General features: G+C 67.0%; 9 protein-coding genes and 2 pseudogenes. 3 read left to right on the forward strand and 8 right to left on the reverse strand.

All coding sequences use genetic code 11. The features are described 5' to 3' along the window. Nucleotides 1-14: 14 nt before the first annotated feature. Both CRT60_RS27855 and CRT60_RS27860 read right to left on the reverse strand, forming a co-directional pair. On the reverse strand, nt 15-434 hold the full coding sequence (locus CRT60_RS27855; protein WP_045582195.1) for an NAD(P) transhydrogenase subunit alpha part 2: 420 nt from the start codon (nt 432-434) through the stop codon (nt 15-17). A gap of 26 nt (nt 435-460) precedes the next feature. After that, nucleotides 461-1,155: pseudogene (locus CRT60_RS27860) on the reverse strand (Rossmann-fold NAD(P)-binding domain-containing protein). Between the two features lie 385 nt (nt 1,156-1,540). Here CRT60_RS27860 and CRT60_RS27865 point away from each other — a divergent pair. Continuing rightward, complete coding sequence (locus CRT60_RS27865) at nt 1,541-1,789, forward strand: DUF2312 domain-containing protein (protein ID WP_012973951.1); 249 nt, start codon at nt 1,541-1,543, stop codon at nt 1,787-1,789. Between the two features lie 53 nt (nt 1,790-1,842). Here CRT60_RS27865 and CRT60_RS27870 read toward each other — a convergent pair whose 3' ends face one another. From CRT60_RS27870 to phoU, 3 genes and pseudogenes are all read right to left on the reverse strand, one after another. Continuing rightward, nucleotides 1,843-4,095, reverse strand: coding sequence for an anthranilate synthase (locus CRT60_RS27870; RefSeq protein WP_098739729.1), 2,253 nt, complete (start codon nt 4,093-4,095; stop codon nt 1,843-1,845). A gap of 404 nt (nt 4,096-4,499) precedes the next feature. After that, nucleotides 4,500-4,835: pseudogene (locus tag CRT60_RS27875) on the reverse strand (ISAs1 family transposase); the annotation flags it as partial. A gap of 104 nt (nt 4,836-4,939) precedes the next feature. Then, nucleotides 4,940-5,659, reverse strand: coding sequence for a phosphate signaling complex protein PhoU (gene phoU / locus CRT60_RS27880; RefSeq protein WP_098741065.1), 720 nt, complete (start codon nt 5,657-5,659; stop codon nt 4,940-4,942). Nucleotides 5,660-5,847: 188 nt separating this feature from the next. Between phoU and CRT60_RS27885 the strand changes: the two genes are divergently transcribed. Then, nucleotides 5,848-7,161: a pentapeptide repeat-containing protein gene (locus tag CRT60_RS27885; RefSeq protein ID WP_098739730.1), complete on the forward strand. Its 1,314-nt coding sequence runs from the start codon at nt 5,848-5,850 to the stop codon at nt 7,159-7,161. 95 nt (nt 7,162-7,256) lie between these two features. Here CRT60_RS27885 and CRT60_RS27890 read toward each other — a convergent pair whose 3' ends face one another. Beyond that, the gene (locus CRT60_RS27890; protein ID WP_098739731.1) at nt 7,257-7,790 is read right to left on the reverse strand and encodes a MarR family winged helix-turn-helix transcriptional regulator; all 534 of its coding nucleotides are present in this window, start codon (nt 7,788-7,790) and stop codon (nt 7,257-7,259) included. Nucleotides 7,791-8,322: 532 nt separating this feature from the next. Here CRT60_RS27890 and aguB point away from each other — a divergent pair. After that, nucleotides 8,323-9,231: an N-carbamoylputrescine amidase gene (gene aguB, locus CRT60_RS27895; RefSeq protein ID WP_098739732.1), complete on the forward strand. Its 909-nt coding sequence runs from the start codon at nt 8,323-8,325 to the stop codon at nt 9,229-9,231. Nucleotides 9,232-9,281: 50 nt separating this feature from the next. Here aguB and CRT60_RS27900 read toward each other — a convergent pair whose 3' ends face one another. Together CRT60_RS27900 and CRT60_RS27905 are read right to left on the reverse strand one after the other, a co-directional pair. After that, a complete protein-coding gene (locus CRT60_RS27900; RefSeq protein ID WP_098739733.1) occupies nt 9,282-9,878 on the reverse strand; it encodes a putative metalloprotease CJM1_0395 family protein in 597 nt (198 codons plus the stop codon). Nucleotides 9,879-9,979: 101 nt separating this feature from the next. Then, complete coding sequence (locus CRT60_RS27905; RefSeq protein ID WP_098741066.1) at nt 9,980-11,014, reverse strand: histone deacetylase family protein; 1,035 nt, start codon at nt 11,012-11,014, stop codon at nt 9,980-9,982. Nucleotides 11,015-11,189: the final 175 nt, after the last annotated feature.

An 11,189-nucleotide genomic window follows, 5' to 3' on the forward strand; every position in this document is an offset into this window, starting at 1 on the left:
AGGTTTCCATGGTCTTACTTGCCCTTCTTCTTGAACATGGAGAGCATGCGCTGGGTCACGAGGAAGCCGCCGAAGATATTGACGGACGCCAGGATGACGGCGAGGAATCCCAGGACCTTGGAGAAGCCGAAGCCGGCCGGTCCGGCGGCGACCAGCGCGCCGACGATGATGACCGAGGACACGGCGTTGGTGACGGCCATCAGCGGCGAATGCAGGGCCGGGGTGACGCGCCAGACGACATAGTAGCCGACGAAGCAGGCCAGCACGAGCACCGTCAGGCCGGTGACGAAGAAGCTGCCATGACCGCCGGCGGCCTCGGCGGCGGGCTGGGCCGCGTGCGCGACCTGGGCGGCCAGCTGGTCGGCCTGCTGGCCGAGCGCCGCGAGGTTCGCCTTGAGCTCGGCAATACGGGCGGACAGTTGGGTCTGATCCATTGCGGTAAGTCTCCTCGGGCGCCCGGTCAGCCGGCGAAGGCGGGGTGAACGACGGCGCCGTCGCGGGTCAGCGCGATGGCCTTGACGATCTCGTCATCCCAGTTGACGACGACGCCCGTCTCCTTGCCGTGCAGCGACGTCAGCAGCGCCAGCAGGTTCTTGGCGTACAGGAGCGACGCGCTCTCGGCGATGCGGCTGGCGTAGTTGGCATGGCCGACGATCTTCACGCCGTTGGCCGTGGTCACCACCTCGCCCAGCTTGGAGCCCTCGACGTTGCCGCCCTGCTCGCGAGGTTGGCCTGGGAGGACAGCACGTCCATGACCTGGGCGCGGGTGATGCGCGGCATGAACTCCATGGCGAAGGCATTCACGCCGGCATCGGCGTAGGCCTTCACATGGTCGCGGCTGTTGTAGGGATTGAGGATGGCGAACAGCAGCGCGCCCTTGCGGATCAGCGCCAGTTCGTCCTCACCGCCCTCGGAAGCGATCAGCGGCCGCTGGACCTTCAAGACGATGTCGGCATCGGCCAGCGCCGAAGCCTGGTCGACGGCGATGGCGGCCCCCGCCGCCTCATAGGCCGCGTCGGTGATGCTGGAACCGAGGCCGGCCCCGCTCTCCACCACCACGTCCAGTCCCAACCCCTTCAGTTTCTTCACCGTTTCCGGTGAGGCGGCCACGCGAAGTTCGCCCGCACGTCGCTCCTTTGGAATGGCGACTTTCATTAGATAAAACTCCCCTGCCTCAAATACGCCGATCCCGGCATCCCCCATGGGTTATCGGCACAGACGACGCGCATACATGCCGGATCCATGTGACTTTGTGAAGCCGAACCCACCGATGGTAATACCAGCCTATTGGGTGCGCCGCAACAAAGGGAATGGCTGCGTAGACCTATCGTACGATTGTTTCATGCAAACAGACAAATCAGCCACGGGCTGTTCAAATTCCGCCGACGCTCCCGCTTGTACGAAGGAGTTGCCGCGACGCGATGACGCAGCCGTGCCCCTGCCGTGCGCCGGCGCGGCGCATCGCCGGCTTGCCATTCCCCCCGCCCGCCGATATTGTCCCGCCCCGTTCACGAACACCCCCATCGTTTGAGGTTTAGCCATGTCCGACGTCGGCGGCATCGCGGCGGATCGCCTGAAGTCCTTTGTCGAGCGCATCGAGCGTCTCGAAGAGGAAAAGCGCGGTCTGCAGGAAGACATCAAGGAAGTCTACGCCGAGGCGAAGGGCACCGGTTTCGACACCAAGATCATCCGGCAGATCATTCGCCTGCGGAAGATGGACAAGGCCGACCGCCAGGAGCAGGAAGCCATCCTGGAACTCTACAAGGAAGCGCTCGGCATGGTGGAGTGACGGCTTTCCGTCACTCTCCAGAGCTTACCGGACTTGCGAAGCGGCGGCCCCTTTCAGGCCGCCGCTTCGCGTTCCGGCACCTCGGCGGCACGCCCGGCCAGCGTTTCCATGACGTTGGCGACCAGCGCCAGCCCAGCCCCTCCATTGGCCCCGCCGCCGTCAGCCCCGTCCAGCGTCAGGATCGATTCGGGATGGAACTGCACGGCAGCCAGCGGCAGCGACCGGTGTTCGACCGCCATCACCGTCCCATCCTCCGTCTCCGCCGTCACCCGCAGGTCCGGCGGCAGGCTGTCGCGCCGCGCCACCAGCGAATGATACCGGCCGGCCCGCATCCCCTGCGGCAGCCCGTCGAAAAGCCCGTCCCCCTGGTGACGCAGGCTTGACGCCTTGCCATGCATCGGCTCCGGCAGGCGGTCCAGCGTCGCACCGAAATGCTCGACCATGCCCTGCAAGCCCAAGCAGACGCCGAACACCGGCACACCGAGATCAAGCGCCGCCTGCACGCTGCCGCCGACATCGAAATCGGCCGGCCGCCCCGGTCCCGGCGACAGCACCAGCAAGTCGGGCGGGTCGTTGCGCAGGGCGGCACGCGCATGGGTGTGGCGCAGGGTCGTGACGCTGGCGCCGGTCTGGCGGAAATAGTCGGCCAGCGTGTGGACGAAGCTGTCGTCGTGATCGACCAGCAGCACCCGCCTGCCCTCCCCGCTCCCTTGCCCTCTCCCCCGGGCAGCGCTCTCAACCACCGACAACCGCGGGCCGGCACCGCGCACCGCGTCGAGGAAGGCCGATGCCTTCAGCCGGCACTCGGCATCCTCGGCATCCGGATCGCTGTCGGACAGCAGGGTGGCGCCGGCGCGGACGAAGGCCACCCCGTCCTTCATGCGGATGGTGCGCAGTGTCAGCCCGGTGTCCATCCCGCCGTCGAAGCCGATGCGTCCGAACGCCCCGCCGTACCAGCGGCGCGGCGACCGTTCGGTATCCTCAAGGAACTGCATGGCCCAACGCTTGGGCGCGCCGGTCACCGTCACCGCCCAGCTATGGGTAAGAAACGCATCCAGCGCGTCGAAGCCGTGGCGCAGCCGCCCTTCCACATGATCGACGGTGTGGATCAGACGGGAGTACAGCTCGATCATCCGCCGGCCGATCACGCGGACGGAACCGGGTTCGCACACCCGCGCCTTGTCATTGCGGTCGACGTCGGTGCACATCGTCAGCTCCGCCGCATCCTTGGCCGAGTTCAGCAGCGTCAGGATCTGCGTCGCGTCGGTCAGCGCATTGCTACCGCGCGCCACGGTGCCGGAGATCGGGCAGGTTTCCACCCGCCCCTGACCGACGCGCACATACATTTCCGGGCTGGCGGCGACCAGGAACTCGCCGTCGCCAAGATTGATCAGCGCCTCGTAGGGGGCGGGGTTGGCGGTGCGCAGACGGCGGAAGATCGTCGCCGGGCTGTCGGCGCAGGGCTCGGCGAAGGTCTGGCCGGGGACGACCTCGAACAGATCGCCGCGGTTGAAGGCCTCTTTCGCCGCCCGCACCGCCTGCTGGTATTCGCCGGGGGCATGGTCGCACTCCGCGGCGGCGTTGGTGTCGGAACGATAGCCATGGACCCGCCCGCCACCCGCGATGCCCTCGGTCGAGATGCCGTCCACCACGAACTCATAGGCGAAGCGGCGCGCCACCCCGGCGGCATGGTCGACCACCAGCAGCCGGTCGGGCAGATACAGCACGAGGTCGCGCTGGTCGTCCGGCCGCACCAGCCGGCGGCGGATCGGCTCGAACTGGAAGGCGAGATCGTAGCCGAAGGCGCCATAGAGTCCCAGGAACGGCTCGTCCGGGCAGGCGAACAGCGCCATCAGCGCCCGCAGCACACTGAAGACGGAAGGCTGGCGGCTGCGCTCCTCCTCGGCGAAGGCCCCGGCCGGACGGCGCACCAGGGCGGTGACCCGGCCGGCGGTGACCTCCAGCCCGACAAGCGCCTCATGCCCGTCCAACGCCCCGGCCACGGCGGGCAGCAGCAGCCGGCCGCGCGGATTCAACGCATCGATGCGCACGGTGCGGCCGCGGGCGGTCACCGACAGCGGCGGATCGACGAAGCCCAGCGCCTGACGCCGGTAGCGGCCGGGCGCCTCCACCCCGCCGGACAGCAGCAGCCCGCGCCGCTCGTCGAGGGCGGTGACCAGCGCATCGACAGCCTCGGCCGACGCAACCGGCTCGGCAGTGCGGTGCAGACCGAAGCCACCGCCGGTCTTGGCCGCGAACGGATCGAGAAAGGCAGGATCGGCAAGGAACAGGTGGGACGGGATCATGGCGGCGGTGCTCCGGTTCGGGCGTCTTTTCGGTGACGCCACCCGGTGCTTCCGCCTGCCTGTCCGTTCTTCCGCTGGGTGACCCGCTGTGACGGGTCAGGAAAAAGGCCGCTCCGGATGCACCGGGCGGCCTTTTGTTCTCAATCCACGCTCACGCGCGTCGCCAGGCCGGCCCGTTGGAGACGGGCCACCACCAATGCTGCGACAGGAGGGGCGAGGACATGTTCATGACCGCAACCGCAACACAGGGCGGTGCCGCCTGTCAAGTGCTCCCTTCAAGCGGTCCAGGGTCATCGCATTTGGCCGAGGATGGATCTTGCGAAGTCGTCGGACCATCCTGAGCGTTTTCGCTTACGGCGGACGGAGACGTCAGGTCGGGCGCGGTTGAGGACGTTGAGGGCGAGCTTGCGCAGGGTCTTGCCATCGATGGCGAGCACGCCCGCGCCTGCCGCCCCCAGTTCGTCCAGAAACCGCCCGAAGCACGCCGCAAAGGCGGCCGGATCGAGAAGCCGGAAGATCCGCGAGAATGTATCGTGGCTCGGAATCCCGTTCTCCAGCCGCAAGAAGTCCCGGAACAAAGCCTCCCGATCCACCGCAAAATCGGCATAGTCCGAGCAGCTCTCAGCCCCGCAGATCGATGCCGTCAGCGCGATCGTGAGAACCTCCAGGAGGTCGTGCCGCTTGGCATTCCCCGTGCGAGGGTCTGGTAATGCGGCAAACACTTTGGCGTACCACGACATCGGGCGCTCCTCCTCTGACCGTCAGAGCCTCCCTACAGAATCCTTTTCAGATCGATGCGCTACCGTCTTTTCTCAAATGCGATTCCCCTGTCAAGCGGTCCCTGTTACGCGCGGTCCTGCGGCGGGGCGATGGCGTAGCTGCTGAGGTCCTCCTTGCGGCGCTCGTCCGACGGCAGACGGCCCTTGACCAGGAAGCTGATGTTCTCCGCCACGTTGGTGGCATGGTCGCCGATGCGCTCGATCGACTTGGCGGCGAACAGCAGGTGGGTGCAGCCGGTGATCTGCGCCGGCGTCTCCATCATGTAGGTCAGGAACTCGCGGAAGAGCGCGGTGTAGGCGGCGTCCACCTCCCCGTCACGGTCGCGGACGGAGGTGGCAAGCTCCGGATTCTGTTCGGTATAGGCGCGGCGCATGTCGCCGATCATCGCCTGCACCATCCGCCCCATGCGGACCAGCGAGGCGACCGGCGGAGCCACCGGCAGGGTCGACAGCGTGACCGCGCGCTTGGCGACCGATCCGGCGAAATCGCCCATGCGTTCGAGGTTGGAGGCGATCTTCAACGCCGCGACGATCTCGCGCAGATCCTTCGCCATCGGCTGGCGCAGGGCCAGCAGGCGGACGGTCATCGCCTCCACCTCCGCCTCCAGCCGGTCGATCTCGGCATCGCCCTTCAGAACCTCACCGGCGATGTCGGCATCGGGGCCGGCCAGCGAATCGAGCGCCAGCCCGACCTGCCGCTCCACCAGTTCGCCCATACGGTCGATGGCGCTGCGCAGCGCCGCCAGTTCGGTGTCGAAAGCCGCAAGCGTGTGTCCACCCGACATGATCCCCAACTCCTTGTTCCCACTTGGCTGCGACCGGCGTTTCGGCGCCCGACGCCCCGCAGATGGGGCCTGACCCCGTCCACGCCAAGGCGGCGCGGCACTGGATGCGGCATTAACCTTTGGCATAGATTATTTAGGAACACTGGTCTATCGATGGACCACGCAACCATGCAGACCGGACAGGATCGATGACACCGCACGAGTTGGTTGCCGTGCTGGAAAAGCACGAGCGCTGGCTGAAGAACAAGTCGGGCGGTTCGCGCGCCAACCTGACCATGGCGAACATGGAAGGGTCGAACCTGTCCGGGGTCAATCTGGCCCAGGGCAAGCTGTCCGGCGCCAACCTGTCCCATTGTGACCTGTCCAACGCCAATCTCAGCACCGCCGACCTGTTCGCCGCGCACCTGACGAAGGCAGACCTGTCGGGCTGCAACCTTTATCGCGCCGACCTGCGCGGTGCCCACATGCGTGGCGCCAAGCTGAAGCGCGCGATCCTGAAGGAGGCCGACCTGCGCGGCGGCGCCCTGCTGTATGGCGGGCATGGCGGCAAGAATGGCAAGGGGCTCGATTTCGTCCGCTCCGACCTGTCGGGCACGGATTTCGACGACGCGTCGCTGAACAACGCCAACCTGTCGGGCGCCGACCTGACCGACGTGTCGATGAACGGCGCCGATTGCGAGGGCGCGCTGCTGACCGGCGCCACGCTGATGCGCGCCAGCATGAAAAGCTGCAATCTCGCCCGCGCCGACCTGCGCGGCAGCAACCTGTCCGGCGTGAATTTGCAAGGTGCTGTGCTGCGCGACGCCAACCTGACCGGCGCCATGCTGGCCGGAGCCAACCTGCGCAACGCCGACCTTCAGGGGGCGAAGCTGGAGGGTGCCGATCTGGCCGGGGCCGACACCACCGGCGCCAATCTGGCGCGGTCGGCCGACAATTTCTCGGTCCAGATCCAGCAGGCGCTGCACAGCCATTACACCTGGATCAACACCAACGGAACGATGGGCGCCAGGGCCGACCTGACCGCCGCCGACCTCAGCCACATCGACCTGACGGGGGTCAACCTGTCGGGCGCCAATCTGAAGCGGGCCAATCTCAGCGGCGCCAAGATGCGCGAGGCGCTGCTGATCATGTGCGACATCTCAGAAGCGGTGCTGGACGGTGCCGATTTCAGCGGGGCGATCCTGGACGGCGCCAATCTGCGCGGCGCCAACATGACCGGGATCCGGCTGGACGGGGCGGGAGTCGGCTGGGTCGATATAAAGGGACCGGACGGCCAGCCGACCGGTCGCCTGTGGGCGGCGAACCTGACCGGCGCAAGGCTGACCGGCAGTTCCTGCATCCGCACCAACCTGCGCGGCGCCAACCTGTCCGACTGCGATTTCAGCAACGCCAACCTGACCGGTGCGATCCTGAGCGACGCCAACATCCGCGACGCGAAATTCACCGGGGCCAACCTGACCGGCGCCAGCCTGCCGCCGCCGCCGGACCCGGACGACGATTGACCCGAGATGCGGCCGATCGGGCGGCCGCTTCCGGCAGGTGTTCCGAGATCGACTGAAACGGGACGGCGGGAGCAGCGGACCGAAGCGGCCTTGCGCTACCTCTCGTCCCGCCCGTTCCCATCTTCGCCGTCGCGGGCCGCCGCACAGGCCGCGTTGAGGTTGGCGCCGACACGGCGCAGCACTTCCAGCGTCAGATCCAGATCTTCCGGCGCAATGCCGTCGATGGCGATCTGGGCGATCTCCGACGCGCTGGGCATCATCGTCTGGCGCAGGGCCCTGCCCTTGTCCGTCAGAAAGACGTTCATCTTGCGGCGGTCGTGGCTGTTGCGCACGCGCTGGACCAGCCCCTGGCTCTCCATCACGTTGACGGCGGTGACCGTGGTCGGCTCCATCATGCCCACGCGGTGACTCAGCTCCCGCTGGGTCAGTCCGTCCTCTTCCCACAGGGCACGCAGGAAGAACCATTGCCCCATGCTGACCCCCGACCGCGCGATGCGTGTCTGGAGGGCGCGGGCGAAGGCGCGATTCACGTCCCGGACGACGAACGATAAAGCACCGTCAGCCGAACCGGCCGCGTCTTCCGACTCGCCGGGGCGTTCCGGCTCCCACCCCTTGACAGACGCCTCCATACCGACAATCTCTCTGCCGTCGTTCCGCCCACAGCCACCCCAGCCCTTTGGCTGCGATGGACGGACAGCCGCCTGTCGAGGCGACGCCGCCGCATTGCATCCACCGGGTCCATGCCTGTCTGGTAACACCACCTTGACACGAGTGGGCATGGCTGCGTCATCCAATCATAACGTGTTGTGTGCAAAGCGCAAATCAATTGCGCAGCCATCGGTCGCCGGCATGCAATGATATGTCGGCTTTGGTCATCCAAATCGCCGGCACCGTAAGCAGAACACATCCACCGACTCTTCGCATGGCCGACTTGTGTCACATCCATCTTTTTGGCGCCGCCGCCAGACACCATATCCGCATATGATGATCGATATGATGATTGCCGATTGGATCGGTTTTATTTGGCAATTCGTACAGCACCGGAGCGTTAAATTAATATTTCGCTAAATTTTTGGGAATTCCCTTCCGACCGCTTGCAACTGCCGCGACCTTTGGTCACACAAGCCCCGAACCGCCCTTCACAGGAGCCGTGAGCCCGCAATGACCGCTTCGCCGACCGTCCCTTCGTCCCGTACCGTCACCGTCGCCGCCACCCAGATGGCCTGCAGCTGGGACCGTGCCGCCAACGTCGATGGCGTCGAATCGCTGATTCGCGAGGCTGCCGCCAAGGGCGCGCAGATCGTCCTGCCGCAGGAGCTGTTCGAGACCCCCTATTTCTGCAAGGACCAGAAGCAGTCGTTGTTCGAACTGGCTGCGCCGGCCGAAGGTCACCCGGTGATCGGACGGATGCAGGCCCTTGCGCGGGAGCTGTCGGTGGTCATCCCCGTCAGCTTTTTCGAGAAGGCCCGCAACGCCTACTACAACTCGATGGCCATGGTCGATGCGGACGGCAGCCTGCTGGGCATCTACCGCAAGTCCCACATTCCCGACGGCCCCGGCTATCAGGAGAAGTTCTATTTCAGCCCCGGCGACAGCGGCATCCAGGTGTTCAAGACCCGATACGCCACGGTGGGCTGCGCCATCTGCTGGGACCAGTGGTTCCCGGAGACGGCGCGCGTCATGGCGCTGAAAGGGGCGGAGATCCTGCTCTACCCCACCGCCATCGGGTCGGAACCGCAGGATTCCTCCATCGACAGCCAGGGCCACTGGACCCGAGTGATGCAGGGCCATGCCGGCGCCAACCTGATGCCGCTGGTGGCCTCCAACCGAGTCGGGGTTGAGCAGGGGGAAGGCTGCGCGCTGACCTTCTATGGCTCGTCCTTCATCGCCGGCCCGCAGGGGGAGATCGTCGCGCAGGCCGACCGCGAGAGCCGGACGGTCCTGACCGCCAGCTTCGATCTCGACCGCATCGCGGCGCAACGCGCCTCCTGGGGCGTCTTCCGCGACCGGCGGCCGGAGCTGTATGGCGCCCTGCTGACGCTGGACGGCGAAACCACCCCGCGTCGCTGACCGGTTGAGGGGGGAGCCGACGCTGGCGACCGGCTCCGGCCGCCGCGGCGTCAGACCGTCAGCCCCTTCCCCGTTCCGGAATTGCGTCCCGCAGTGCCGAGCGCCTGTGCCGCGCCATAGGCGGCGGCAGCGCGGGAGGATGCCGTATCGCCACCCTGCCGGCGCTGGTCTGATTGGGCTTGCAGCTTCGCCGCATCGGCCTGTGCGGCGACTCGCAAGTCCTGAGGCGAGGGATCGGCCGGTGCGAGCGCCGCGGCCTTGACCTGCTCCATCTTGGCGACGGTGGCCGCCGGTTCCGTTTCGGCGCTGACATCGATCGGCACCTCGCCGGCGGTGGCGTAGTTCTTGCCGTCCGGACCGCGGGTAAAGGTGAAGGAGGCGCCGCCGGCATGGGCACCGCCGGCCGCCTGATGCGCCGCCTCATGCTGGCGGACGCTGGTGTCGGCCTGCTTGAGTTTCTGGACCTGCTGCCGGGCTGCGTCGGACAGGGTAACGCTGTCGGCGGAGCCGCTCTTGGCATCCTGAGCGCCGGAGTCCTGGGCACCGGACGCGTCCTTCCCGTCCCGCCGCAGCGGCACGCTGCGCGGGGTGGAATAGGTTCCGACCGACGGGCTGGAGATGGAAAGGTCGGCAGCCACCGCCCGCATCCTCACTCAGATGCCGAACTTCCCATCAATTTAGGACGATTCGTCCGCACCGGCAACGGTATGGACATCCCTGCGTCCGTCCCTAGGCCCGTCCCTCCGCCTCAGACCTGCTCGAAGCCGGTCAGGACATTGGCGACATTGACGCCCAGATCGTCGACGGCATAACCGCCTTCCAGCACGAACAGGGTCGGCAGGCCTATTCCGGCAATGGCGGCGCCCATGCGCAGGAAATCCTCCGACACCAAGCGGAAGCGTGAAATCGGGTCGCCGCCATAGGTGTCGGCCCCCAGCGACAGCACCAGCGCGTCGGCGCCGAACTCTCGGATGCGCGCCGCCGCGACGGCCAGCGCCTGGGCGTAGGCGTTCCAGTCGGTCCCCCAGGGAAGCGTCAGGTTCAGGTTCGCCCCGTCCCCGACACCCGCTCCGGTCTCATCGGCATGACCGCAGAAATAGGGGAACTCGTCGGCCGGATCGGCATGGATCGACACGAACAGCACGTCGCCACGCTCCCAGAAGATCTCCTGGGTGCCGTTGCCATGGTGATAATCGACGTCCAGCACCGCCACGCGCGCGGCCCCGCCGTCGCGCAGGGATTGCGCCGCGATGGCCGCGTTGTTCAGGAAGCAATAGCCGCCATAGAAGGCGTGGCCGGCATGATGGCCCGGCGGACGGCACAGCGCAAAAGCGCTGCGGTCGCCGGCCCGCAGCCGGTCGGCGCCGGTCAGTGCGCTGTCGGCTGCGGATGTCGCGGCCCGCCAGGTGCCGGCGGTGATCGGCGTCCCCGCGTCGAAGGAGTAGAAGCCGAGCCGCCCGTCGATGGACCGGGGCACCCGCCGCCGCGACATTCCCGGCGCCACCCAGTTCAGCGGCAGCGCGTCGATGTCAGCGCCATGCTCAGCCACCCAGTCGTCCCAGGCTGTCTGGAGAAAGCCGAGGTAGCCGGCGTCATGCACCCGCTCCAGCGGGGCGATGCCGTGACGGGTGGGTTCCACGATCGGCCCCAGCCCGACCGCCTCGATCCGCGCCCGGACGATGTCGGCACGCGCGGGCTTCTCGTAGCAGGGAACGAGTTGGCCATCGTTGAGTTCGGACCGGCCGGCCTGCAACCGGTGCTCTTCGCTGTGGATGACGATCACGCCGTTGGCTTCCTTGACTGTTTCGCCGTCCCGGAAAGGGTCGGACCGGCGGAATGCGGCGTCATCATAGCGCCGCCCCACCATCCGCGGATGCCACCCTTTTGCATGGCGCCCCGGACGCAGGCCATTGCCTTCCGGCCTATTACACGCGATAGTGTTCAACGCTGATCACTCG

Source organism: Azospirillum palustre (genome assembly GCF_002573965.1).
In the GTDB taxonomy this organism is placed as follows: domain Bacteria; phylum Pseudomonadota; class Alphaproteobacteria; order Azospirillales; family Azospirillaceae; genus Azospirillum; species Azospirillum palustre.

What these genes read in the sequence shown, in the direction of transcription:
- CRT60_RS27900 (WP_098739733.1), bottom strand. Translation starts at nt 9,878, where the DNA reads ATGCGGGCGGTGGCTGCCGACCTTTCCATCTCCAGCCCGTCGGTCGGA.
- CRT60_RS27865 (WP_012973951.1), top strand. Translation starts at nt 1,541, where the DNA reads ATGTCCGACGTCGGCGGCATCGCGGCGGATCGCCTGAAGTCCTTTGTC.
- CRT60_RS27855 (WP_045582195.1), bottom strand. Translation starts at nt 434, where the DNA reads ATGGATCAGACCCAACTGTCCGCCCGTATTGCCGAGCTCAAGGCGAAC.
- aguB (WP_098739732.1), top strand. Translation starts at nt 8,323, where the DNA reads ATGACCGCTTCGCCGACCGTCCCTTCGTCCCGTACCGTCACCGTCGCC.
- CRT60_RS27890 (WP_098739731.1), bottom strand. Translation starts at nt 7,790, where the DNA reads ATGGAGGCGTCTGTCAAGGGGTGGGAGCCGGAACGCCCCGGCGAGTCG.
- CRT60_RS27870 (WP_098739729.1), bottom strand. Translation starts at nt 4,095, where the DNA reads ATGATCCCGTCCCACCTGTTCCTTGCCGATCCTGCCTTTCTCGATCCG.
- phoU (WP_098741065.1), bottom strand. Translation starts at nt 5,659, where the DNA reads ATGTCGGGTGGACACACGCTTGCGGCTTTCGACACCGAACTGGCGGCG.
- CRT60_RS27885 (WP_098739730.1), top strand. Translation starts at nt 5,848, where the DNA reads ATGACACCGCACGAGTTGGTTGCCGTGCTGGAAAAGCACGAGCGCTGG.